Origin of the sequence: Clostridium sp. AM42-4 (assembly GCF_003480105.1) — a bacterium.
In the GTDB taxonomy this organism is placed as follows: domain Bacteria; phylum Bacillota; class Clostridia; order Lachnospirales; family Lachnospiraceae; genus Brotaphodocola.
The window spans coordinates 281,566-308,139 of record NZ_QUIK01000001.1 but is presented as its reverse complement, the minus strand read 5'-3'; the positions used below and the strand labels follow the sequence as shown (position 1 = coordinate 308,139).

Genomic DNA, 26,574 nt, shown 5'->3' with positions numbered 1-26,574 from the left:
AGAAACAGAGGGGCTGCGCATTTTGGCAGTTCCTCTGTTCGCATGTAGGAGAAAATAAAATGCTTTCATACACAGGAAAACGTCTGCTCCAGACGATCTTTGTTCTTCTGGGCATTAGCTTGATCACGTTTGTTCTGCTTCAGGTGGTACCGGGTGACCCGGTTGCCCTGATGCTGGAGAAGCGTGCAGATCCGGAGACCATTGCGAAAGTGCGCAAGGAGCTCGGTCTGGATCTGCCATACTATGTACAGTATCTGAATTTTATAAAAGGCGCCATCCATCTGGATTTTGGTACCTCCTATTTCACCAAGGAGGTTGTTACCGATGCGCTGATCCGCTGCTTTAAAGTAACCGTAAAGCTGGCATGCATGTCCTTTATCTTTGCTTCTGTTATTGGTATTCCGTGCGGAATCTTTGCAGCAGTCAAGAGAGGAAAAGGCATCGATACCGTTGTTATGGTACTTTCTATCATCGGTGTATCTGCACCGGCATTCTGGGTAGCGATCATCCTGCAGATCCTTTTCGGCTTAAAGCTGAACATTCTGCCGATCTCAGGATTCGATACGCCGGCATCTTACATACTTCCGAGTCTTGCGCTGGGTGCGCGTTACGCAGGAAATATTGCACGAATCACCAGAACCAGTATGCTGGAAGTACTGGGACAGGATTACATCCGTACCGCGAAGGCAAAGGGTGCCATGCGCTGGGCCGTTATCTTGAAGCACGCCCTGAAAAATGCCATGATCCCGATCGTAACTCTCGTAGGTACCGATTTTGGTTACATGCTGACAGGTTCCATGCTGATCGAAAAGGTATTCTCCATTCCGGGAATCGGTAAGCTGGCAGTAGATGCCATGTCCAACCGTGATCTTCCGCTTCTGGAGGGCACAGTTATGTACATCGCATTTGTATTCGTTGTTGTAAACCTGATCGTTGATGTTTCCTATGCATTTCTGGATCCGCGAATCCGCTACGGGAAAGGAGCAGCATAAGAGATGGCTAAGAAATTACTTGGATTTTTTAATAAACAGAAACAGTTTGAGCAGGATGTTATGGAAAACGGCATGCAGTATTCCAGCTTCTACGGAGACAGCCTGCGCCGTTTAAAGAAGAACAAAATGGCAATGTTCTGCGCATGTGTACTGATCCTGCTGGCACTGATGGCAATCTTCGCTCCGATCATCGCACCGTACGATCCGACTTATCAGGATTACAGCGCTGTGCTTGGCGGACCGTGCAAGGCACATCCGTTCGGAACCGATGAATTCGGCCGCGACATCTTATCCCGTATCATCTACGGTTCCAGAGTATCCATCAGTATCGGTATCGTGGCACAGATCATTGCTTCTATCGTAGGCGTAACCTTAGGTTCCCTGGCCGGTTACTACGGCGGCTGGATCGACAGCCTGATCTCCCGTGTCATGGAGATCTTCCAGGCATTCCCGGATCTGATCTTCGCTATGGCGATCATGACCTTCATGGGTAAGGGTGTCCTGAACCTGTTTATCGCCCTGGGCCTTCTGACCTGGGTCCGCACCGCGCGTATGATCCGCGGTTCTGTCATGCAGTTAAAAGAAAAAGAATACGTAGAGGCAGCCCGTGCCTGCGGAGCATCTACCTACTGGATCATTATGAAGGAACTGGTTCCGAACTGTCTGTCCACCATTATCGTCCTGGTTACCCTTGGTATCCCGAACGCAATCATGTATGAGGCATCCTTAAGCTTTTTGGGCATCGGTATCCAGCCGCCGACTCCGTCATGGGGCAATATGATCAGTGCGGCACAGACCTTTATCAGCTACCGCCCGGTATATAGCATCATGCCTGGTGTGGCGATCATGATCACAGTTATTGCATTCAATATCTTCGGTGACGGTTTACGAGATGCACTGGATCCGAAGCTGAGAAGTTAGGAGGTATGAGAGATGGCAGAGAATATTTTACAGGTAAAAAATTTAAAGACCTACTTTCATACTGAGGCCGGACTTGTGAAAGCGGTTAACGATGTTTCCTTCAATGTGGAAAAGGGTAAGACCCTCGGCATTGTAGGTGAGTCCGGCTGCGGAAAAAGTATCACTTCCTTATCGATCATGGGTCTGGTAGAGCGTCCCGGTAAGATCGAGGGCGGTGAGATCCTGTTTGAGGGGGAAGATCTCTTAAAGATGACAGAGGCTCAGATGCGCAGCATCCGCGGCAAGAAGATTGCCATGATCTTCCAGGAGCCGATGACATCCTTAAATCCGGTTTATACCATTGGACAGCAGCTGATCGAGGCACTGCTCCTTCATGAGAAGATGACCAAGCAGGAAGCAAAAGCCCGCGCCATTGAGATGTTAAAGCTGGTTAAGATCCCGCTTGCAGAGCGCCGCTTCGATGAGTACCCGCATCAGCTTTCCGGCGGTATGCGTCAGCGTGTCATGATTGCCATGGCACTCTGCTGTAATCCGGCTATGCTGATCTGTGATGAGCCGACTACTGCGCTGGACGTAACCATTCAGGCGCAGATCCTGGACCTCATCAATGAGTTAAAAGAAAAGACCGGAACTTCCGTTATGATGATTACCCACGACCTGGGTGTTATCGCAGAGGTTGCGGATGATGTTATGGTTATGTATGCAGGTAAGGTCGTTGAGCACGCAAGCTGCGACCAGATCTTTGATAAGCCGATGCATCCGTATACGGACGGACTGATGAAGTGCATTCCGAAGCTGGATGATGACGACACCAAAGAACTGAGTGTTATCAAGGGTATGGTGCCAAGCTTTGATGACATGCCGGCCGGCTGTGCGTTCTGCCCGAGATGTCCGCAGGCCCGCGAGATCTGCCGTCAGAAGATGCCGGAGTTAGTCGAGGCCGAGGGCCGCATGGTGCGCTGTTTTAAATATACGAAGGAGTGGGAGGAGAACATCTGATGAGTGAAGTAAATGAAAAGACCCCGCTTCTGGAGGTCCGGAACCTGCGGAAACTGTTTGCGGGAAAATCTTCCTTCTTCCAGAAAGATAAGTCATGGATCAAGGCGGTGGACGATGTATCCTTTACCCTGAATCCGAAAGAAACCCTGGGTGTGGTTGGTGAGTCCGGCTGCGGTAAGTCTACCATGGGCCGCTCTGTGCTCCGTCTGATCGAGCCGACCTCCGGCGAGATCTTCTACAAAGGAAAGGATTTCGCCAAGGCAAGCGGTCAGGAACTGCGGAAAATGCGCGCAGATATGCAGATCATTTTCCAGGATCCGTACGCATCCTTAAATCCGAGAATGACCATCGGCGAGATCATTGCCGAGCCGTTAAATATTCAGAAACGCTATAAGACCCAGGAGGAGACCCGGGCACAGGTGTTAAAGGTGATGGAGGTCGTAGGACTGAACACCAAATACTACAACCGCTATCCTCACGAGTTCTCCGGCGGACAGCGTCAGAGAATCGGTATTGCCCGCGCGATCGTGCTTAACCCGTCTCTGGTAGTCTGTGATGAGCCGGTATCCGCACTGGATGTTTCCATCCAGTCTCAGGTACTGAATCTGCTGCGCCAGCTGCAGGAATCCATGGGAATGGCATATATCTTCATTTCCCACAACTTAAGCGTTATCAAGCATATTTCAGACCGTGTCATGGTTATGTATCTGGGACATGTGGTAGAGCTGGCGGACAAGAAAGAGCTGTTTGCGAACCCCTCCCATCCGTACACCCAGGCGCTGCTGTCTGCAATTCCGGTACCGGAGCGCCATTCCAAGAGAAAGAAGATCATTCTCCAGGGCGATCTGCCGAGCCCGGCAAACCCACCGTCTGGATGTATCTTCCATACCCGCTGTTTCATGGCTCAGGAAATCTGTTCCACACAGAAGCCGGAGCTTAGGGACATCGGAGGAGGTCATCTGTGCGCCTGCCATTTTTGCAATGGAGCCTGTGCACAGAACGGAACTACAGAAGAAAAATAATTGAGGAGGTATAAAAGTATCATGAAAATCACCAACATTAAGACCTACAGAATGCAGGTGCCGCTGGTGCGCCCGTTCCGCATTGCACTGGGTCTCATCACTCACGCAGTCAGCTGCCTGGTTGAGGTTGAGACTGATGCCGGCATCACCGGTTATGGTGAGGGCTCTCCGGGACCGCTGATCACTGGGGAAAATCTGGATGGTACTATCGCAACGGTAGAGCGTCTGAAAGAAAAACTGATCGGCATGGATCCGCGTGACATGGAGGCAATCTATACCGTGATGAACCGTACCGTAGCGTATGCAGGTACTGCAAAGGCAGCCATCGATCTGGCATGCCATGACATCATCGGCAAGAGCACAAATCTTCCGCTGTATAAGGTTCTGGGCGGACTTTCCGGCGAGATCGAGACAGATATGACCGTTGGCATCGATGATCCGGCAGTCATGGCAGAGCATGCAAAGGCACATGTGCAGGCAGGCTTTAACGTGATCAAGACCAAGGTCGGCGTAGACTTTGCTTCCGATCTGGCAAGAGTCCGTGCAATCCGTGAGGCAGTCGGTGACCAGGTGAAGATCCGTCTGGACGCAAACCAGGGCTGGAAAGCCAAGGAGGCTGTTGAACTCATCAACCGCCTGAATGAGTACGATATCGAGCTGGTAGAGCAGCCGGTTCCGCGCTTCGATTTTGAGGGACTGAAATTCGTGACCGCCCACAGCTCTGTGCCGATCATGGCAGATGAAAGCTGCTGGGACTCCAAGGATGCCCTGCAGTTAGTATCCCAGCGAGCTGTAGATCTCATCAACATCAAGCTGATGAAGTGCGGCGGCCTGTATGAGGCAAAGAAGATCACTGCGATCGCAGAGGCAGCAGGCGTGGAGGTCATGCTGGGCTGTATGGCAGAGGAGAGCGGTATCGGTGTAACCGCGGCTGCTTCCCTGGGTGCAGCATTAAAGAACATTACACGTGCGGATCTGGACGCAACCTTCTCCTTAAAAGAGCTTCCGTACGAGGGTGGCTTTACCGTAAAAGATACCAGACACCTGATCCTTTCCTCTGATCCGGGCCTTGGCATCAAATGTCTGAAAAAGGAGATGCTGGCATGAACCGTATGACACCGGAGGGCAAGGCAAAGTTAGAAGAGCTGGTTGCCCGTGTAATGAAAGATGGCCAGGCACGGGGAATTGCACTTGGCATCATCAACGCCGCAGGGGAGATCCAGTACGAGAATTACTTCGGATACCGTGATGCAGAAAATAAGCTTCCGATTACAAGAGACACGATCTTTGGTATGGCATCCGTAACAAAATCCTTTACCGCACTGTCTATTATGCAGATGCAGAAGGACGGCATTTTGAACGTAGATGATCCGGTTTCCAGATATATCCCGGAATTTACAAATAAAAATCAGTCCGAACCAGTGAAAATCTGGCATCTGATGTGCCATAGCGGCGGATATTTCCCGCTTCCGCGTATTGTAGTGGATAAGACCGCCAAAGAGATGGGCATTGAGGATTCCGTGGATGAAGAGCTCATCTACCGTGAGGATTTTGCTGAGGAAGGCATTCGCCGCGTGGCAGGACGTCTGGATGCCCAGACTCGTTTTACCGGTCGTCCGGGACAGCGTATGAGTTACTGCAATGATGGCTTCGGTTTACTCTCCGACATTGTGCGCCGCCATTCTGGTTATGGTTCTTTTGCAGAGTATCTGGACAAGAAAATCTTAAAACCGATCGGTATGGACCGCAGCAATATCAGCTTTATCCGTAACAGCCAGGATGAAAATGCAGCAATCCTGTACTCTCTGGAAAATGGAACCTGGAGAGCTGACCGGGATTACCAGAACGACGCTTTCGTTTTACATGGAGGCGGTGGCATGAAATCCACATTGGGCGACATGATGAAATACGCAGTGATGTATCTGAATGAAGGCGTAGCGGGAAATGGAAACCGCATTGTGGACCGTTATTCTGTTCAGGAGATGGAAAAGCCGAGACAGTTCATGAAGCCGGGCATATACTATGGATACGGTCTGGAGACGAAGCAGGTAGGTGACCGTGCTGTTTATGAGCACGGTGGAAGCCTTCCGGGCGTATCCTCCAACTTCTCTTTCTGTCCGCAGGAAGAGGTTGGTATTGTAGTGCTGTGCAACACCATGGATGTTTCCGTGGCAGCCATCGCAGATGCAGCCCTGAATGCCTACTGCGGCCTTGAGGTCGAGGAAGAACGGCAGATCCACGCAGAACGCAGCTGGAGCGCCGAAGAACTTGAAGAGTTAGCCGGAAGCTATGTATCCGGTGAGGGTGATGCATTCACGCTGACTGCAGAAAACGGAACTCTGAGCATGAAGGTAAACGGAAATCCGACCGCACTTCAGGCCGTATATCCGTGGCAGGGTATGGTACGGAAAACCTATTCCGACATTTACCTGACTGCGATTCGTGACGAAGAAGGTCACGTATTTGCGGCGCGCTATGGCAGCCGGATCTTCCCGAAGGAAGTATAATCATTTTGAAAAGAGATTCCTGCTTTTTTCAAAGAACAGGAATCTCTTTACTTTTTGAAAAATACGATTTATAATAGACAGTGTTTCCATATGAAATGCAGGCGTAGTTCATCGGTAGAACATCAGCTTCCCAAGCTGAGGAGGCGGGTTCGATTCCCGTCGCCTGCTTCTTTCATTTTTTGCCGGAGCCTTATTTTATAAGGATCTCCGGCTTTTTCTATGTGGTTATAAGTTGAAGACAGCTGGAACAGTATCCGTTTTACTCCTGCTCCATCTCCGCATTCACGTAATCTTCACAGGAGCGCATAGCTTCAATGGTCTTTGCAAAAAGATCATCCAGCTCCCATCCCAGGCGTTCGGCTCCGGTACGGATGATATCGCGGGAGCACCCGGCAGCGAATTTTTTATCTTTGAATTTTTTCTTTAAGCTGGAAACCTCCATATCTTTTGTGCTCTTGGATGGGCGCATGCGGGCAGCGGCACCGATCAGGCCGGTCAGCTCGTCAGCAGCAAACAGCACCTTTTCCATCTCATGGACAGGCTCTACATCGCAGCAGATGCCGTAGCCGTGGGAGCAGATAGCATGGATCATGTCATCACCCACACCGCCAGCTTTTAACAGCTCCGGTGCCTTGATGCAGTGCTGCTCCGGGTAAAGTTCGAAATCGATGTCGTGGAGCAGTCCGCAGATACCCCAGAACTCCTCATCTTCCCCGTAGCCAAGCTCTTTTGCATACCAGCGCATAACGCCCTCCACGGTAAGGCTGTGCAGAATATGGAATGGCTCTTTGTTGTATGTCTTCAGTAAGTTTAATGCTTCGTCTCTTGTAATCTGGCTTTTCATGGTTGTGTTTCCTCCTGATGTGTAACAAATTTCTCTCATTATACAGCGATTGTCTGTGCTTGTTAAGAGATTTCCGCAAAGATCTCTCCCGCCAGCTTTCCCGGCAGCAAAATCAGGCGGCCGCTGACCCGGAAGAGAAAAAAGCGCCTGCGGCGGGAGCGGCGCACACAGTGGATGACTGCGCCCGGGATAAAGCCCTGCTTTTCAAGACGTTCCCGTCTGGCTGGTTCACTGGCAATCCAGATAATGCGTGCATCGGCGGCGGACGGAATGTGACTGAGGGGAAGAACCATAGCATTCCTCATGAATCGTGCTCTGTTACGATAAGATATGCGGAATTTCAGGGGAAATAGCTTGCCATGGCCGGGTTTGTCATGTAAAATGAGACACAGTTTTGATGCAGCAGGAAATTTGGAAGGAGTTTTGAATGAGTATTTTAAATGTAGAACATTTGAGCCATGGTTTTGGTGACCGTGCTATTTTCCAGGATGTGTCATTCCGTCTTTTAAAGGGAGAGCACATAGGCCTGGTGGGTGCAAACGGAGAGGGAAAATCCACGTTCATGAACATCATCACGGGCAAATTGCAGCCGGATGAGGGCAAGGTCGAGTGGGCGAAGCATGTGCGTGCCGGTTATCTGGACCAGCATACTGTGCTGGAAAAGGGCATGACCATCCGCGATGTGTTAAAGAGCGCATTTGCGTATCTGTTTGAGATGGAAGAGCAGATGAATGCCATCTGCGATAAGATGGGCGAAGCATCTGAGGATGAGATGAATGCCATGATGGAAGAGCTGGGCACGATCCAGGATCTTTTGATGGCACACGATTTCTATATCATTGACAGCAAGGTAGAGGAAGTCGGCCGTGCGCTTGGCCTGCAGGAGATCGGCATGGACAAGGATGTTTCCGAGTTGTCCGGCGGTCAGAGAACGAAGGTGCTTTTAGGAAAACTGCTTCTGGAGAAGCCGGACATCCTGCTTTTGGACGAGCCGACCAACTATCTGGATGAGCAGCATATCGAGTGGCTGAAGCGCTATCTCCAGGAATATGAGAACGCATTTATCCTGATCTCCCACGATATTCCGTTCTTAAACAGCGTTATCAACCTGATCTACCACATGGAGAACCAGAAGCTGGACCGCTATGTGGGCGATTATGACCATTTCCAGGAGGTCTACGCGGTCAAGAAGGCGCAGCTGGAGGCTGCTTACAAGCGCCAGCAGCAGGAAATTGCCGAGCTGGAGGATTTCGTGGCCCGCAACAAGGCGCGTGTATCGACCCGGAACATGGCCATGTCCCGCCAGAAAAAGCTGGATAAGATGGAAGTCATCGAGCTGGCGAAGGAAAAGCCGAAGCCAGAGTTTAACTTTATGGAAGCCCGAGCCGCAGGCAAGATGATCTTTGAGGCAAAGGATCTGGTGATCGGCTACGACGAGCCGTTAACCCGCCCGTTTGACATCAGCATGGAGCGTGGAGAGAAGGTCGTGTTAAAGGGCTCCAACGGAATCGGAAAAACCACGTTATTAAAGAGCATCCTTGGGCTGATCCCGGCACTTTCCGGCAGCGTGGAGCTGGGCGATTATCTGTATCTTGGCTATTTTGAGCAGGAGATGGCACCGGGCAATACCACGACCTGTATCGAGGAAATCTGGAAGGAATTCCCGTCCTACACCCAGTACCAGGTGCGCTCTGCCCTGGCAAAATGCGGACTGACCACCAAGCATATCGAGAGCCAGGTGCGCGTCCTTTCTGGCGGCGAGCAGGCAAAGGTAAGATTATGTAAACTGATCAACCGCGAGACCAATGTCCTGTTGTTGGACGAGCCGACCAACCATCTGGATGTCGATGCCAAGGACGAGCTGGCCCGCGCCCTGAAGGCCTATAAAGGAAGTGTTCTTTTGATCTGCCATGAGCCGGAATTCTATGAAGGCTTTGCCACCCGCGTAGTAGATTGCAGTGAGTTCTGCCTGAGAGGGTAATCGGGCTGCTGTTTGCGCAATGCGTGAACAGTAACACAAACAATATTCTTGTCGTTTTTTGTCGACGAACTTTTCTTGTACTGGTTTCATTCCTGTGCTATGATGATGGCACAGGAATGATTCATCTAAAATCTGGATTTTTCATATTATCTTATTTTCTTAGTTTTTAATCCCATTTCAATTTCTACAAATTACGGATGGTGGGTTAAAAAGGAATTCCATTATTATCAATTTTTAGCGTATTCAATCAAGAGAGGGGGATGCGATGCAGGCTGAAACAAGGGAAAAGTGTCTGCTTTTTCTGCTATGCGCCTGGACTTTTTTAGCAGCCGGACCGGCAGTGATGGTGTATGGGGGAGAACATGCAGGGCTGCGGGAGAATCTGCAAGCCAGTTCTGAAAAAAATTTGCAAGTCAGTATTGGAAAAAATATACAAGTCAGTCTACAGAAAAATCTACCGGTTAGTCTGCAAAGAAATCCACAGGAAAACCAGCATGTAACTCAGCTCAGGCACTGGAACATTGGGGATACAGTGACGCGCAATATCGGTGGAAAATCATACCGTTTTCGCTGCATCGACCAGAATTATGCGGACCACATGGACGATCACAGACAGGGGGCGCTTTTTCTTTGCGATGAAGTGATTTCGGCCAACACAGGTTCGCGCTATGAATTTGAGACACCAGGAGACGGTTCGCATGGGTATGTGTATTACCCGGGGCCTATTGTGCGCTTTGGAAACAGCGCAGAGTATAAATATTCGTCTGTACGTGCCTGGCTTTCCAGGTCAGCGGAGAATTTTGCTGATGCGGTCTGGATCAATACCGGCGTAGAACGAGGCTACGAGGGTCAGACACCGGCCGGATTTTGGGAACATTTTCCGGAAGAAGGGCTGCGTGCGCATTATCTGGGAAGCCAGAAGCTGGAAGATAAGCTGTTTCTTCTTTCTGTGGATGAGGCATACCGTTACCGTGACTGGCTGTGGAAATTCGGACCGGTCACAAAGCGGAATCCGGAAACGCAGATCAGTGAATTCTGCAAAGGGTACTGGCTCCGGACACCCTGCAAAGCAGCGTCAGGCACGCAGGTTTATATTGTCGATCTGGTGCAGGGGAATATCCGACCGGAGGCAGTGCGCAGTGATCTGCGGAGTGCGGGCAGGCGCGGAGACACAGCCGCAAATACGGGCACGCACGGAAACGCAGCCGCCAATATAGGCATGCATGGGAGTCTGGTGCAAAGGGAGACCGGGATGACGGCTGGAACGAAGCGTACAGGAGCAGAAATGGAGGATGAGGAAGTGAAAGTAACCGGGACAACCGGGGTACGTCCGGCATTTGTATTGCCGCAGCGGTAAACCTGCATGCGCCTGCAGCCAGGTGCAACACTGCAAACGAAATTTCTGGCAGGCGCACATGGCATCCTTGAATTCATGCGCCTGATCGGCGGCGGAACTTTTCATGGCAAAGAATGGATCAGAATTTGTGGCTGCTTGCGCAACGCGCGGACGGCCATGGAAATACGAAATAACAAGGGGGATTTATGGGGGAAAACAACAAGAATTATAATGTACGGCGGAAAACGGCATCGGCAATGGCGGTGCTGCTTGTGGTGATGGCACCGGGAGTATTTCCGGCTGGTGCGGCAATGGCAGAGAGTGCCGGAAGACTGGTGCCGGAGCGCGAGGGAGAAACAGTCTGGGCTAGCGGAAGCGATGCTGGCCATGGCGGAAGAGAATGGAGGGAAAAACAGGGAGCAGAAGAACACAGAACAGGAGAAGGGAAGAAATCCGGCGATGCTCAGGAGTATGACCAGATGCATGATGAGGAAGATGATGAAGAAGCGGATGAAATTGAGCTGGAAGACGACTGGCTTGCAAGGCTGAAACATGCGCTCTGGTTTGAAGTGGCAACATCGTCTGACGCACAGCTGCAGGACGAGACAGAACTGTTGCCAGGCACGCGACTGTGGGGACAGACTGCGACATCATCCGATGTACAATTGCAGGACCAGCCAGCGACCCCGTCCGATCTGACGCTGTTTGCGCAGATTTCCTTAACCGGGGATCTGTGGACGGACTGGAATGGCAACGCAAATTTTCCGGGAGAAGGAACAAAGGAGGCACCGTACCAGATTGAGAATTTGTCGCATCTGATGGGACTTTCGGAAGCAGTAGCAGCCGGAGAAGATTTTGCGGACTGCTATTTTGAACTGACACAGAGTCTGGATCTGGGTGGCATTTCTATTAACCGGGGAAGCTGGAATCCGATCGGCTGGTACCGGAATGCCGCAGACATGAATGGAGAGGTGCAGACTCCGTTCCGTGGGCATTTCGACGGATGCGGCAATACGATCACCGGACTGAAAATCATCGGGGAGTTAGATGGAAAGAAAAATCTGGGGCTGTTTGGCGTGATCGATGGCGGATCTGTGGAAAATCTGGAAATCCGTGGGGATCAGATCCGCGGTGCAGACCAGGCTGGAATACTTGCCGGAACGCTGAAAAACGGTGCGGTAGTCCGCAATGTAACGGTGTCCGGTTATGTTTATTCGGAGCGTGATGCCGGAGGAATTGCGGCAGTGATCAGTGGAAGCGGAAAAGGAACGGCCTCCGGGACACAGATCCAGGAGGCAGATGGCTCCGTAATCGTGGAAAATTGCCGCGCAGAAGGCATTGCCATCAATGCAGTTACCGCAAATGGAGCGAAAGCTGGCGGTGCGGTGGGCGGAATAGCCGGCCGCGTAGAAAAGGCGTATCTGATCGATAACGTGGTGATCACCCAGAATGGCGATTCAGACCGGGTCCAGGGCAAGGGATATGTAGGCGGAATTGCCGGGAGTATGAGCTTAAGCGGCATTTACAATTCTTATGTCAACGGCACGATCGGCGGCAACGCAAGTCTGGCGGTGGGCGGCATCGTTGGAAAATATGAGAGCGGAAACCTGATCCTGGCCCGCATGGCAGGAACAATCTCGCGGACCAATGCCGGAAGTGCATCCCGCGAGGGAACCTTTGTGGGAACCCGCGACAGCAGTGCCCGTTTTACCTACGGAACGGAGCGGGACAGCAGGATTTCTTACCTGTTTACCAACACACTTGCGAAGGCAAAGCAGGTGTTTGGAAGTACCATCGATGGGGACAACCGCTTCGCGGAAGATGCGCACATTGGCTACTGGTCTGACCTGGAACGGAAGTATAAGACCGTGTCCGGGCAGATCGAGTATGACTGCGGGGACCGTTTCTTTTATGAGGAATTGGAAGATGGCGTGCGCTACATTGTTACCCAGAAGCTTGGGCGCGAGTTTACGATGGAGGGCTACAAAAAGGATCTGCCGTTTGCGATGGATCATTTTGCCCCGGGCTTCATGGGCGAACCTGCAAGAGGATATCTGGTCTATATTCCGCGCATCGATGCACGAAATGCGAACGGAACCTACGATACAGATGTAGCGGCATTGTTTGCAATCTCTTCTACGGGAAGCTCTTACTACCGGGACATTGACAAGGACCACCCATCTGCGATCAAAGCAGGCGCGGTCGTGACCGTGGCGACAGCACCGAAAAACACAGCGGAGAACCGTTATCAGATGATCGTGGACCTGAATGAGGCGGGCGGGGGAAAGCCGCCTACTTATCTGGATGAAAACGAAGACGAACAGCTGATGCAGTATGTGGGCGGTGGTGCTTATTCGTTTCTTATGCCGGAGTGCGACACACAGCTGAATGCAGAGTATGTAAAGGTAACGACCAGGCTGACTGCCGATCCGAAAGAAACGAGGATTTCGGTGGTGCAGACCCGGAGCGGGGACCGGAAGCACCCGCAGATCGTCACAGAGGTGAAAAATACGGATGGGGTTTTAATCGCGCGTTATGTAGACGGAGTCCAGGATCACAGTGTGGAAGTGCAGCCGGTGCTCATTCATGTGGAGCATAACGGAAATGGCCAGACGGTAGACAGGACGGTGCGCTGGCTGGTCGACGATACCGATCTTCTGGAAAACTGCTCTGAAACAGGCTATACCATGAAGGATGCTTCGGTCATGCCGAATATGAATTCCGCCTTTATTACCAACATCATCAACCGGGAGGTCCAGGCGCAGGCAGCAAACCAGTACCGGGAAAAGATCCGTGATACGGTTTACACCCGGTACGGCGTGGTATCTGCCGTGACGAATCCGGAGACATCGGTGAATCATCAGGCACTTTACGCAAATTGCCGCGTTGCGGTGGATTTCCAGATCGTAGACCTGACAACGGTGCGGGTGGAAACACTGAGCCTGAACCAGACAGAGGCACACTTTACGGTCACAAGAAAACTGACCGGAAGCTGTTACCAGCCGTCGGAAAGCATCACGGTTTCAGAGCCGGTCGTGCTGACTGCATCGCTGAATCCGGAGCATCCGTTTTATGAGCAGGTGAGCTGGAAGGATACGGAGAGCGGGAAAAATATCCGTCTGGAAGTATCGGGAGCAAACCAGCAGGATTGTAAGGTCATGCCGGTGTGGGACCCGAAGGGAGAAAACAATCCGGCGTGGATCCAGAACCTCATTCACCGCGACCGGACGCTGAAGCGGGAAAAGCCGTTAGAAAAGGTAAATGGAAACGGAATCCGGGAAGAAATCGTCACTGCAGTGAGTGAAGACCAGACGCACGGACATATCCAGGCGCAGTGCAGGGTCCGGATCCAGTTTGTCACCGTGGATGAAACAGTGCCGCGCGTTTTTAGCGGCGGCTCCGGTGGCTCTGGCGGCGGGGGCGGCGGCTCTAAAGGCTCTGGCGGGTCAACCGGAATTACTTCTGGCGGAGTGATAAAGGCAGCCGGCCCGTCCATGCCTTCTTATGTGGTAACGGGAACCTGGATGCAGAATGCAGCAGGCCAGTGGATGTTTGCGGACAAGGAGCGTACCTACGCAAAAGAATGGGCTGCCGTGCATAATCCGTATGCCAGCACAGCTGCCGGGCAAAGCGCTTACGACTGGTTCCGGTTTGATGAGGCAGGATTTTTAGTGACCGGCTGGTACCAGGATGCAGACGGAAACCAGTATTATTTAAACCCGTCTTCCGATGGAACCCAGGGCAGGATGCTTACCGGCTGGAACTGGGTCGGCGGACAGTGTCTGTACTTTGAAGAGGAGTCCAATGGCAGCCGCGGTGCACTGAAAAAGAACTATACGGCTCCGGACGGAAAACAGACCAATGAGCAGGGCGCATGGGTTGTGAACGGAGTGGTACAGCGGCAGGAAGAAACGGAGGGTGCGCAGGTGCAGAAAGAGGCTTCGAAGGGATAACGGCAAATTGCGGATGAAGAAGAAACTACGTTATTGTTTGCACAATGCGTGAACAGGAAAGAACAGTATGTGCGCTTTGCGTAGGATGCAAGGCCGCGAATGCACAGGAAAATACAGGGAAAACAGGGGTATGGGAAAACGAATGGGAGAAAGAAAAAAATCCGTAAAGCGGGCAGCGGCAATGCTTCTGGCAGTTGTTCTGGCCAGTAAAACACTGCTTCCAATTCTGCCGCAGCTGCCATGGAGAGCGCAGGCAGCGCAGCCGGGCGATACCATCATTGCTTACGGGGCGGGATTTCATCATTATTGTATTGACGGAGCCGGAGCGAACCGGGCCCTGATCGACGGGGACGAGTATGTTTGCATACTGCCGTCCGAGACGCTCAGCCGGGAAGAAATGGCACTGGTCTTCTGGGGGATGCTGACACTGCAGGCAAGCTTTGGAAATATGCCGCAGATCAATGCCGTCATCCAGAACATCAATGCCGGGGCGGCAGCCCAGGGAATACCGGCAATCTCCCAGTTCGTAACGGAAGCGGATTTAAAGCTTTTGATCCATTCTGCGGCAGTCCGCGGGAAATATCCGTGGCTGAAGGAAGTGCTGGCGAAAGAAGAAACGTATCTGCAGCTGGCGGGACTGCTGGGCGGGGGTGCACGAACCACCGCTTTGCCTGGCATTTCCGGACAGTGGAGAGGAGTGGAAGCTGTCCATGCAACTGGCGGGGGCATTCCGTCCGTGCTGCAGGGACATACGCAGGCAGGAAATCCGCTGCGGCTGACTCCTTCACAGGAAAATGGGCAGTCTGGGGAGTACGTTTTGTCGTTTGATCCGTCCGGCGCGGATGCGGAATTTATCCGTACCGTTCCCCTGAAATATTCCACCACGGGAGCGGACGGCTCCTTTACACCGCAGCTTCCGGGCGGCTGGGTCTGTCAGAAGACCGATACGGAAATCCGTCTGACCAGCACAGGCGGCAGCGGTGCCCTGTATCTGATGTTTGATGTCCGTGGGACACAGTATGCTTCTGGCGGCGGAACCTTTTCTTCCCCGGAGGAGGTGTATGACCAGTGTCTGCAGATCTGGCGCTGCAGCCGCTGCGCGGGCACGCATCGCCAGATGTATAACGGCGCAGCTCCGCTGTCTGCGCACCAGCGTCTGGCATTTGTAGAGGTGAATGCCCCGGAAGTCTGCTATTACGCAGGAACCGGAGCGGCGGCACCGGGAGGTGCCGCGCAGGGTGGTGCCGGGAGCCTGGTATTTGAAATCTACCGGCATGAGGAGGAGTGGACCTCCACCTACAATGTCCGCCTAAGAAAGTACGACCATGAAACCGGAAAACCACTGGAAAATGCCGTGTTTTCCTTATATGAACGCTTTGACGATAAGGAGGAGGTTCACACAGACCGTGACGGTGCAGCCTATATCTATGCAGGAGGCGCACCTTATAAGAGCTTTCACAAGGACAGCCCTGTTTTATGGGACGATTTCCGCTTTGTCTCAGCTATGATAACGGATGAAGAGGGAGAATCCGGGAAGACGGTAGAGCATGGTTACCATTACGATAAGACCTTCTGTGACGGACATCCGGCGCCTGTTTTTGTCCCGGTGCCGGAAGAAGAGGAGGACGAAGAAACCGGGGAAATTGAAAACCAGGCAGAGATCGATGCGGCGAAAGAAGAAAACCGCCGTCTGGCATCGCTCTGGCAGAGCACCTTTCGTTCCTGCGAAGCCTGGGCCGGTGGCGATTTTTCCGGTGTCCATTTTCACTGGCTGATGCCGGAAGTAGATATGGGCGAGATTGGAAGTATCGCATCGGGCGGCGGCGAGGAAGGCGAAACTCCCTCAGCCGGTGCTACCGTCTCGGCTGGCGGAACCCGCTCCTTTACCGATTCCGGTTGTGAGAGCGACACCCGGGAAACCTATGCACGTTTCATTGCATTAAAATACAGCTATGCCATTGCGGAGGATACAGCGCAGGAAGGTTATACACTTCATGGCAACCACAGAGATGACCTTCCGATCGAAGTCATTACAACCGATGCTTCTGAAAATGGAGCCAACGCCAGCTTCGCGGGCCTTTACAGCAGAGACATCCAGGTCAGTGACCAGGCAGCAGCCGAACCGGCCAGGGTGTTGGTGCAGCAGCGCAGACAGGCAGAAGAGGGACGCATGGTTGCAGAGACGGAAGTGCCGGTCGTAAAAAAAGAATCAAAGAGTATCTGGCAGAGAATCTTTGCTATCTTTTTCCCAACATGGATCGATGAAGAGTCACTGGTCGATGACCGGAAAGAGGAATGTGCCCAAAAAGAAGAGGAGAAAGCCGGGCAGACTCAGAAGAACATGATGGCAACGGCATCGGATGCATGGGATGAAGAAAATGAACCGGATACGGAAGGTGAAGAAGCAGAACAGAAAGACCGCGTACCGGATATGAAGAAGGAGACGGAGCGGAAGGCCACGATATCGAATGCGGAAAGTGACGAGACGGGAGAACAAGCAGCAGGATCGGATGTGGAAAGTGATGAGACGGGAGAACAAGCAACAGGATCGGGTGTGGAAAGTGGCAAGACAAAAGAACGACAGATCTCAGGAATACGTAAAACGGCAACGGCATCGGATTTGGTCTTGCGGGAAGTGGAAAACAGAAGTTCTGCTTTGCAAACGGATCGTGCCAGCCAGAATGAAGAGGACGATGCGGAGCATGTGCAGCAGTGGATTTTGAAGCTTCAGTTCCCGGAAGGAACATCAGATACGTCTTCCTGGAAACGCGTTCCAGATGTGTCTGTACCTGTCACGGCTTTGTCTCAGACAGAAGATCAAGGAAGAGATACAGAGACACCGAAGGATATTTTTCAGGTTGTTAACTTTAAAGCAGTCCATAGGGACAGTACCGGCGGTGGCGGCGGTGATCTCTTTGCTCAGGCCTATAACCGTGGCTTGAATGCTGGAAGCAGCGGAAGTGCGACAGAGCCTGGTCCGTCGGATCACTACAGCCATTGTAATGGTCAGGATGGGGAAGATGACTGGTGGCGGATCTATGACCACCGGACAGAAGGCGAGATCCATATCAATAAGCGGGACATGGACTTAAAGGCAGGGGAAAGCAATGCTTACGATTCTTATGGAGATACGCAGGGTGACGCCGTGCTGGAGGGTGCTGTGTATGGATTGTTCGCTGCAAAGGATCTGGTACACCCGGATGGAAAGACCGGTGTGGTTTACCAGAAGGACGATCTGACAGCGGTAACGGCGACCGATAAAAACGGAGATGCTTCGTTTCTTGCATTCACAGAAGCGCCGGGGCGGTTTTATGATTATGAAAAGGCCGGGATCGTGGACCGGCCTGGAAACTGGAACCGGTCAGCACCATCAAACCTCTATACGAGAAGCCAGACATTCGATGATTATACAGAAGATGGACAGTACCAGAGAACCTACCTGGATTACCAGACTGCAAACGGGAACTGCTGGATCGGCAGACCGCTTCTGATGGGGGAATATTATGTGAAAGAGCTGAGCCGCTCAGAGGGATACGAGCTGTCCGTTGGAAACAGGAAGCACCCATTTACAAATACCGGCCAGGATTTATCTGCGGTGACAGAGAGCGGTAATGGTGGAGATAGCGGAAACAACGGACACAGTGGATACAGCGGTTATGTGACGGTGACAAAGGGACTTTATGCAGAGCAGCAGGTTCAGTCCGGGGCAAGCGGCGCTTATGGCGATCCAACTTTCCGGGAATTGTTCTTCGAAGTGAATAGTGAAAAAAGCGGAGGATTTGATCTGGCATTTTCGGGGATTCCGGCGGGAAGCAGACTCTATCGCCTGGACAAGACCGTGAAAACAGAACCGGCACAGATCGGCACTGGAAGTTTTACCGGGCAGATCGAGAGGGACGTATTTGGAAATCTGGTCTATGTCACGACGGAATATGAAGGCCAGTATCCCAAATATGATGCGGACGGAACCATGCTCACCAGAAAGCGCCCGGTAAACCGCACAGTAAGCAATGTGGCATATGCAGAAGAAAAAGAGCTGGATCCGGCAAAATGCGAAGATTTGATGAGGCGGGCGGAGAAAGGACTGGATGAAGCTGCTGTGCTGAACCGGCTGAGAAAGCCGTTTGCCGTGGCAGATTTTATGTTTTTAAAGTATAAGCTGGAGCTGATCCTGCGGGCAAATGGGAAAGGAACACCAAAGCAGAGCTCTGATGCTGGATTTCGTTACAGTACATTGGAGCAGCCAGTCTATGATACCGGCTACCGGAGCGGCGTTCAAGACAGTCAGATCCAGTTCGGTGCCCCGGTCGTCACGCTGGAAATTCCGCGGAAGCGGGAGGAGACGAACGCGGCAACAATAGGAGAAGTTTTAGCTGCATTGCTGGATTTCTATCAGCAGCACGCATACTACTCCTACGGAGGCTTAGACCAGATCCGGGAAACAGATGATACGCTTCTGATTAGCATTTATGCGGGACGTACCGGAAATCCAGAATGCTTTTTTGTGCCGGAAAAGGAAGAACGGGACGCAGCTTTTTATCTGCGGGTTCCCTTTGTGCCGGAAGAGACGGGAAAATCTCCCAGATATATCTATGCTGTTTATGGGGAAACAGAGTCGGAGGATAACTTTGGCATATATGCGGATTTTTCCGTGCTACAGGATGAACATGGGGAAGGTGAAGGTGTGCATTCCAGAGCCTCAGCAGTGCTTGTGCCGGATGCGGAGGCTTCATCAGATGGAAGTTTCATGACCCGTTGTATCAAGGAAAATGTATATTATGAACCTGGGGAAACACCGCTTGATGCAAGCGGAAACCGGATTCCGAAAGTCAATTACATAGAAGAAACTGTGCCGGGAGAAACCCAGAAATCCTATGGAAACTGGAGCGAGATTACTTCTAAAATACAGGAAACTGTCTGGCATGTGGAAAGCAGCTATACCGATCATTACGGGGCGGTTCATAGCGATGACACTGCACAGCAATATTGGTTTAAGCTGGTGTTGCCAGGGGCAGAACAGGTTGTGCTGACAGAGGAAGATATTGCGCTTATGCCGGGCGGCTGGTCACCAGGTGATACGATGGGCACGGCCTCTTATTACCAGACGGTAAAACAGGTGCGTGTGCAGGCAAGCCTGGATTATCAGACGGGAGATGCAGGAGAAGAAAATAGTTTTGTGAAGCGTGTTACACTGGTGTATCCGGGACGGGATTTTGTGTGGCAGGATGGAGAGGGAAGACCTGGCAGTGGTACGGCTACCAGCCCGGTCCCGGTGGAAGAGCGGGGAATCCGCCAGCAGATCCGGATAAGCAAGACCATAGAAAAGACATCTTACAATAATACCAGTTCTTATGCTGATGCACATGAAGACTGGTGGACCAGAAATTATGACAAGACGGAAGCAATGGACAATTTCCGTTTCAAGGTTTATCTGAAATCCAATTTGCGCAAGCTTTACCGCAATGAAAACGGCGAGGTGATCTGGCAGGACCGGAAAGGAAATGAGCGGAGTTTTGCGGAACAAAAGCAGGCAAATACGGCATTCCCGGAAAAAGTAAACCAGATCTACACGAAGGTTTTGCACCGCACAGATCCGTTATACAAAGATTCCAATGATGCAGCAATCTGCAATGAAATGCTTTATGCTTACCAGAATGGGAAAATCCAGGAGCATCCGTCTGGCGGTTATACGGCAATCTTGGAGACTACAGAGGTGCTGGCAGAGGACGGAACGAAAACCCGCACGGTAAAACGCCTGAATTATGAGAAATTTTTCGATGCGGTAGAGACGGCAAATCACGATAAATGGGATGATGCCGCGCCAACCTATACCAGCTACCGTCCGATCGGCAATAAAATCAACCGCAGTGACGCTACGGTCTGGAATAGTGCTGTGTCTGACCGGGTCCGCCAGTTTGCCATTACGTGGTATCTGGATGATGAAATCGCGAAGCTGGTGGAGACGGCGGAGTATGCAGAGACGGCGGAGCATGCAGAAACGGCAGAGAGTGTGGGAATTGCAGGGCATGCAGAAACACCGGAACGTGCCGGAAAAACGGAATACCATGCCATCCGTGGCAGCACAGCATTTTCGGACGAGATTCTGGACCAGGGCTTGCAAAAGGCCATAGAAAAAGCACAGAACTATTTAAAACCGTTTTTTAGGTATGATCTTGACGAATTGTATGCCATTGCATGGGATGCAGAGGAAGGAGGCGGCGCAGACCATGATGTCACAACCGTATCTGCAGATACACAAAACGGATACAGCGAGACAGAGATGGAAAACGCTCAGGAGCAAAGACAAGACGAAGCGAAGCGCCAGGAAGCAAAAACAGAATACTACGGGATTTCAGCAAGGCTTCCATATGGAACCTATGTGGTGGTCGAACAGCAGCCGAAATATGCAAGTTTAGAGGACTTTAAAAACCGCCATTATGAGGTTGATAAACCCAAAGAAATCTCGCTCCCGGCGGTATATGCTGACGAAGCTGGTGCAGAAGCTTCCCCCGGGGAAATGGACTCCTTTTACCAGTACAAGGCTTCGTATACAGCGGCGGATCTGGAAAAGCGATACCATATCCGTTTTCTGGAGGAGTCTCATGTGATCCGGGCGCACGGTGACCGTGGTGATTTTGAAATTTACAAGTATGGAATGGAGCCAGACCGGATCCAAAATGGCCCGCCGGATCATCCTGACGCGGGCGATTACTTTGCACTGACCCAGTCAAAGTACCGGCCGTTTCAGAATTACTATAATAGCCGGGATGACCGGACAACAGGTGTGGTTCCGTATTACTTAAGTGAAGGACAAAGTGGCCGTAATCTGGTTTCGGCTGTGTACCGCTATAGCTCTGTTTCTGAGCAGGCACAGACCGCGAATGATGTTGCATATCCGGGAGGTGCAAAAACAGATGACAATGTGCCGGGAACCTTCTACCGGGACCAGATCCCTGCGATGCAGGGGGCACAGACCGCGTATGATGGCTGTTATGCACCGATGTTAGTGCCATATTCTGTATCTGGAATAGATAATAAGAGCAGCCTTGGTTACGGCAATGTACGTTTCCGCAACCGCTTCTACACAGCAAGACTCCGCATCGAAAAGCTGGATTCTGAGACCCATGAAAATATTTTGCATGATGGAGCCATCTTTCGTATTTATGCAGCGAAGCGGGACGATGCGAAGGACGGGGAAGGAAAAGTGCTTTTCTATGAGGAGGATACGCTGATTGACGGATCCAGGGACTTTCTGACTGCGATGGGAGCAACCGATATCCGGCCGGTTACAAGAGGACGGAGTATGCTGAAAGGACAAGCTGCGTATACCGGCATGGTCCCGGCTGGTACACCTGTGTGTGAGGAATCAGAGCAGATCCTGCTGGGGGACCGTTTCGGGCTGGAAACGGGAGTCATGAAAGCATTTGTCACAGTGCGGGATGGGCTGGTACAATGTCCAGGCAATCAGGCAGAAAGTTCGAATGCCCAGCTACAAAGCCCAGGTGCTCAGGAATATCAGCTGCAGACAGTCGGCTATCTGAACACACCGCAGCCGCTTTCTGCCGGCACCTATGTGCTTTGCGAGACAAAGCCGCCTGCAGGCTATGTCCGTTCCAAACCAGTGGCGCTGGAAATCTATTCCGACCAGGTGGCTTATTACCAGAATGGAAACCGGGACAGCAGGGTACTCTCTGTCGTTTATGAAGATGCGGCAGATGAACAGACAACCTGGAAAAACAAGCCCCAGGACCAGATCCATACAGCGCGGGTCTATCTGGAAAATGAACCGATCCGGCTACAGGTAGAAAAGCGTGAAGCGCAGGCCGCCGCAGGCAGTGAGCCAGACCAGGATCTGCGATCAGAACATTCTAATGGCGAAGGAAGATCCGGGTATGTGGCAGGCGCAAAAATGACATTATTTGATGCCATTTTACTGACACCGTCCGGGGATACCCAGGATTTCACTTACGAAGGACTTGTGATCGAGCGAAACGATGCGGGGTATATTGACCGCATGTATGTAAAGGAAGGCTACGGAGGACAGAAAACGGAATTTCTCCCGGAACGCGATGAGGAAGGGCATTTGTATACGGTAACCTGGCCTGCGGGTGTGGACCGTTATGGTGAGATCATTCCGGCAGAAGGCAACAGCTGGAATTCCGTTACCGTGATGCGCCCGGATACCGATATCCTTTATTATGATCTGAGTAATCTGTTAGTTACCATTACGCCGGAGAGCGATGGCCGGGATGGACGTTATCAGGCGTTTGCATGGAAAGGTGCTTTCAAATTTCTGGAATTTACCGGCGGTGACCTGACGAAGATCGTATACGATGAGAAGGATAAGATCCTGACACTGGATAAAGGAACGCATGTGTATCATTTAGGGCGCGGGGGAGAGCGGGATGCGCTTGTAGATCCGTATACTGGTATGGCATATGTGGTGAAGGATTTTGACGGGACCAATGGAAGCTGGGACCAGATCCGTGGAAGAGCTGGAACCGGGAAGAACAAAAAACAGGTGCTTGTGTGGCCGGTAAATCTTCGCCGGGACGAGTATGGTAATATCATTGCCCGTGATAAGATCACGACCTGCCGTATGGCACTCTCAGGAGATGGGGAGCAGGCGTACCTGACAGGCAGCTGGAAATCTGCCCAGGGAGAAGAAAGCCACCGGGAATCCTCTCTTTGCCAGAATGAGACAGGGCAGAACCTGAACGATGAAGTGCTGCTGGATGATAACAACGGGAAATTTGAAAAGTCCATGAATCCGGTATACGACCAGCATGGACTTGTGACCTATTACCAGCAGAGCAAAGATACCTATGATAAGGCTACAAAGCTTTACGACCGGAATGGAGATTTTGTGCGCTCCCAGAATTCAGACAATCTGGAAGCCTACAACCATGCGGCTTATGCGGTACAGGAGCATACGCTGCTTCAGACAGAAAATGAGCCGCTTTCCCACAGACAGGGCGAAGCCTATGTCATGGAAAATACATGGATCACGTCGGAACAATATCCAAATGACCCGTTTGCGTCGGTGATGACAGAGGGCAGTACAGACATTCTGGAGCGGGTGGCAGCAGGCAGCTACATTATGGAAGAATTACAGGCACCAAAAGGGTTTGTCAAGGCACTTCCGATGGGAATCCTGGTAAAGGAAACCAATGAGCTCCAACAGGTCATCATGACAGATGAAGCAACAAAAACGGAATTTTCAAAAACGGATGGCGTAGATATAACTGCTTCAGATACCGCAAGTTCAGATACGGGCGGAAAGTCCGTTGTTTCTGGCAGTGGACTGCGATCAGATAAAGCAGAAACAGGGGAAAACTCTGCATTTGATTGTGGATATGTGACGGGCGCGGTACTGGGATTGTGGAAAACGGAGAGTGCCCATGGTGCAGAAGCTGCGCAGGCTGTTTCGGGAGAAAACCAGACTGCTTCAGAATATGCACAGATCGATGCGAATGTTCACCAGCCGGCTCCGGCCGCTGTCTGGACAACAACAGACCAGCCGCATACGATCGCGCATCTTCCGACGGGAGAGTATCTCTGGAAAGAAATCCAGGTGCCATCGGGCTTTGTTTCCCATGAACCGGTGACAATCACGGTGGCGGAACGCCCGGAAGTCCAGAAATACGAGATAAAGGATGATCACACGCGCATAGAGGTGGAAAAATACTGTCTGGAAAACGGAAAAGATCGTGCAGACGGCGAAACTGCTGTGGGCGGCGCGGAATTTACGCTCTACCATGCGAAGCTGGATGCAAACGGCCAGATCTGTTATGAGAATGGCCTTTTGCAATATGAGACAGCTTCGCCTGTTGTGCGCTGGATCACCGATGATGGTACGACTTACCGTGATTTTCCGGCTGCGTTTGAAACCATGTATCTGGAGCACGGGGCAAAGTCTGGAAGCAGTGTGATGTGGGATGTGGGCGAGCGGCTTTACCGGGCAGAGTTTGAGGCAGAATACCAGAAAGAACGCTTAAAACCGGCAGATCCACAGCAGACGATATTGGTGTACCGGATGGAAAACGGGGTTAAAATCCGGATCGGGGTCACAAAAGAGCAGGACCCGTTTGCGGACCACTTATACCGGTTTGAGTATCAGTTCGACTGGAAGGCACTGCCACAGATCAATCCATATGCCTGTACATACCTGACGTTAGAAAACCACCAGCGGTTTGATTACCTGCCTGCCGGAGCCAGCTATGTTCTGGTTGAAACAAAAGTGCCGGAGGGCTTTGCGCGGGCCGGAGTAGTGCTGGTCACGGTAAAAGACACGGGAGCAGTGCAGCTTTACCGGGTAGAAAATGAAGAGGGAACCCTGCTGATCTCGAAGGTATATGAAAATGGCGGCAAGGAACTGGCCGGAGCCAGACTGGCTCTTTATCGGGCAAATGAAGAAGGTGGCTTAACCAGAAGCAGCCGTTATCTGTTTGATACATGGGTCAGTGGAAGCGATGGGCGCTACACGGAGCTGGATGCCATCAACAGGAGAATCCCGCAGGGATATGCACAGGGCGACTTAAAACCACACCGGATCCGGCGTCTGACGGATGGCCTATACTGGCTTGCGGAGCAGGAAAGCCCGGATTATTACACGACATTTCTTCCGGTGCAGATCGAATACCAGTGGCAGCCGGAAATCCGGATCGTGCGCGTCAATGACAGGCCGGTGACAGGAACACTAAAATTAGAAAAAACAGACTCGGCCGGAAATATGCTGCAGGGTGCAGTGTTTGAACTGACGGCGTACCGTGATATGTCATACCAAGGCAGGACATATCAAAACACAGTACATCAAAATATGTCATACCAAAATGCAGTATGTAAAAATATGAAATACCGGGGTAGCGCAGGTCAGAATACAGAGAATCCTGCTTCACCGGAGCTTGTGCTTCGGCTGCGCCTGGAAGCACCGTCCGAAACAAAAGATCTGCCGGTTGGTGAAGTGCTGGAGGATGGTACGGTCCGTCCATTCTGGTATGAGCTGCGGGAAGTGGTGCCACCTTCCGGTTATGTTTTAAATCCGGAGGTGATCCGGTGGCAGTTTGAGCCGGATCTGGGGGCGGCGTCTTATCCATGGAAGGGAATGGCCCAAAAGAAAATTACTGTAACTGACCGGAAAACCAGGATTGTGATCGCCAAGGTGGATGCAGACGCAATGAAAACTGCAGAAGCCAGTAAGGGTCAAGATAAGCTGCCAAATGTATGGAGAACGGAAGAAACGACAGCAGAAGTTAATTCCAGGCAGAAGCAGTTTTTGGACACATGGCCGGAAGACATTTTCCTTGCGGGAGCGGAACTGGCTGTTTACGGGATTGTAAAAATAAACGAGGCGGGAGAACCTGTTTATAACGAAGATACTCCGCTGGCATACTGGACTACAGAAAAAGAAGCGCCGTGGCATGCGCTGGAGGGCTTAAAAGCAGGAGGTGAGTATCTTTTAAAGGAAGTGAAAGCACCAGAAGGCTATGAATATTTTGAACCGGTCCGTTTCCGGATATCTGAGGATGGAGGCCGGATCGCGTGGGCTGACCGGGCTGATATATGGAACGGAACTGCTCTGGCCGTAAAGGATAAAAAGATACCGGAGCAGGAGATTCCAGACGAGCCGAAGCCGGACAAGCCACCTAAGGAGGAGGGAAAAAAGACACCGCCAGACGATGACAGACCGAAGAAACCAGAGATCCAGCCGCGTTTTCGCATAGGCCGCATCCTGGCCTGGTACCAGCCTTCTTCGCCGGATGGCACTGGCTGGCTGTATTTAGGACCGGATGGCCGATGGAAAATCCGTCTTCCACAGGTGGGAGATGAGCGGAAAACCGTTCTGCCTGTTGTATTAATTCTTCTATCGGCAGCGGGACTAGGTATTGTGGGAAAAAGGAAGCATAACAGATAAATCAAAAGGGCGAAAAGGTTTGGCAGTCCTTTTCGCCCTTTTGATTTTGGGAATGGTAGGTATACAAAATAAAAGAAAATGTTTTAGGGGGGCCGGGCAGTTTCG

The 26,574-nt window shown here is 51.7% G+C and carries 12 protein-coding genes and 1 tRNA gene; 11 read left to right on the top strand and 2 right to left on the bottom strand.

The genetic code is table 11. The annotated features are described in order from the left end of the window. The first annotated feature begins 59 nt into the window (after window positions 1-59). From DW922_RS01280 to DW922_RS01250, 7 genes are all read left to right on the top strand, one after another. Entirely contained in the window at window positions 60-992 is a 933-nt protein-coding gene (locus DW922_RS01280) for an ABC transporter permease (protein ID WP_118725553.1), read from the top strand. Between the two features lie 3 nt (window positions 993-995). Beyond that, the gene (locus tag DW922_RS01275; RefSeq protein WP_118725552.1) at window positions 996-1,913 is read left to right on the top strand and encodes an ABC transporter permease; all 918 of its coding nucleotides are present in this window, start codon (window positions 996-998) and stop codon (window positions 1,911-1,913) included. A gap of 12 nt (window positions 1,914-1,925) precedes the next feature. After that, window positions 1,926-2,912, top strand: a complete 987-nt coding sequence (locus DW922_RS01270) for an ABC transporter ATP-binding protein (protein WP_118725551.1) — start codon at window positions 1,926-1,928, stop codon at window positions 2,910-2,912. Next, a complete protein-coding gene (locus DW922_RS01265; protein ID WP_118719941.1) occupies window positions 2,912-3,934 on the top strand; it encodes a dipeptide ABC transporter ATP-binding protein in 1,023 nt (340 codons plus the stop codon). The genes DW922_RS01270 and DW922_RS01265 overlap by 1 nt, the downstream gene beginning before the upstream one ends. A 21-nt stretch (window positions 3,935-3,955) precedes the next feature. Next, window positions 3,956-5,041, top strand: a complete 1,086-nt coding sequence (locus DW922_RS01260; protein WP_118531236.1) for a dipeptide epimerase — start codon at window positions 3,956-3,958, stop codon at window positions 5,039-5,041. Next, a complete protein-coding gene (locus DW922_RS01255; protein WP_195714976.1) occupies window positions 5,038-6,441 on the top strand; it encodes a serine hydrolase domain-containing protein in 1,404 nt (467 codons plus the stop codon). The genes DW922_RS01260 and DW922_RS01255 overlap by 4 nt, the downstream gene beginning before the upstream one ends. Window positions 6,442-6,538: 97 nt before the next feature. Further along, window positions 6,539-6,609 (top strand) — tRNA-Gly (locus DW922_RS01250). A 91-nt stretch (window positions 6,610-6,700) separates the two neighbouring features. On the opposite strand, the gene DW922_RS01245 is transcribed toward DW922_RS01250, so the two are convergent. Both DW922_RS01245 and DW922_RS01240 read right to left on the bottom strand, forming a co-directional pair. After that, a complete protein-coding gene (locus tag DW922_RS01245) occupies window positions 6,701-7,285 on the bottom strand; it encodes an HD domain-containing protein (protein WP_118725549.1) in 585 nt (194 codons plus the stop codon). A 62-nt stretch (window positions 7,286-7,347) separates the two neighbouring features. Then, window positions 7,348-7,578 carry a FeoA domain-containing protein gene (locus DW922_RS01240; RefSeq protein WP_195714975.1) on the bottom strand — a complete coding sequence of 77 codons (231 nt, stop codon included), beginning with the start codon at window positions 7,576-7,578 and terminating at the stop codon, window positions 7,348-7,350. A 134-nt stretch (window positions 7,579-7,712) separates the two neighbouring features. Here DW922_RS01240 and DW922_RS01235 point away from each other — a divergent pair, with 134 nt between their 5' ends. From DW922_RS01235 to DW922_RS01215, 4 genes are all read left to right on the top strand, one after another. After that, window positions 7,713-9,266, top strand: coding sequence for an ABC-F family ATP-binding cassette domain-containing protein (locus tag DW922_RS01235; RefSeq protein ID WP_118725547.1), 1,554 nt, complete (start codon window positions 7,713-7,715; stop codon window positions 9,264-9,266). A gap of 532 nt (window positions 9,267-9,798) precedes the next feature. Further along, window positions 9,799-10,623, top strand: a complete 825-nt coding sequence (locus DW922_RS01230) for a DUF6273 domain-containing protein (RefSeq protein WP_147353350.1) — start codon at window positions 9,799-9,801, stop codon at window positions 10,621-10,623. A 185-nt stretch (window positions 10,624-10,808) separates the two neighbouring features. Continuing rightward, on the top strand, window positions 10,809-14,555 hold the full coding sequence (locus tag DW922_RS01220; RefSeq protein WP_118725545.1) for a hypothetical protein: 3,747 nt from the start codon (window positions 10,809-10,811) through the stop codon (window positions 14,553-14,555). Between the two features lie 130 nt (window positions 14,556-14,685). After that, window positions 14,686-26,469: a SpaA isopeptide-forming pilin-related protein gene (locus tag DW922_RS01215; RefSeq protein ID WP_118725544.1), complete on the top strand. Its 11,784-nt coding sequence runs from the start codon at window positions 14,686-14,688 to the stop codon at window positions 26,467-26,469. The last annotated feature ends 105 nt before the right edge of the window (window positions 26,470-26,574 follow it).

Coding starts and splice junctions, on each gene's coding strand:
- DW922_RS01215 (WP_118725544.1), top strand. CDS start 14,686: ATGGGAAAACGAATGGGAGAAAGAAAAAAATCCGTAAAGCGGGCAGCG.
- DW922_RS01270 (WP_118725551.1), top strand. CDS start 1,926: ATGGCAGAGAATATTTTACAGGTAAAAAATTTAAAGACCTACTTTCAT.
- DW922_RS01260 (WP_118531236.1), top strand. CDS start 3,956: ATGAAAATCACCAACATTAAGACCTACAGAATGCAGGTGCCGCTGGTG.
- DW922_RS01235 (WP_118725547.1), top strand. CDS start 7,713: ATGAGTATTTTAAATGTAGAACATTTGAGCCATGGTTTTGGTGACCGT.
- DW922_RS01265 (WP_118719941.1), top strand. CDS start 2,912: ATGAGTGAAGTAAATGAAAAGACCCCGCTTCTGGAGGTCCGGAACCTG.
- DW922_RS01240 (WP_195714975.1), bottom strand. CDS start 7,578: ATGGTTCTTCCCCTCAGTCACATTCCGTCCGCCGCCGATGCACGCATT.
- DW922_RS01220 (WP_118725545.1), top strand. CDS start 10,809: ATGGGGGAAAACAACAAGAATTATAATGTACGGCGGAAAACGGCATCG.
- DW922_RS01280 (WP_118725553.1), top strand. CDS start 60: ATGCTTTCATACACAGGAAAACGTCTGCTCCAGACGATCTTTGTTCTT.
- DW922_RS01275 (WP_118725552.1), top strand. CDS start 996: ATGGCTAAGAAATTACTTGGATTTTTTAATAAACAGAAACAGTTTGAG.
- DW922_RS01245 (WP_118725549.1), bottom strand. CDS start 7,285: ATGAAAAGCCAGATTACAAGAGACGAAGCATTAAACTTACTGAAGACA.
- DW922_RS01255 (WP_195714976.1), top strand. CDS start 5,038: ATGAACCGTATGACACCGGAGGGCAAGGCAAAGTTAGAAGAGCTGGTT.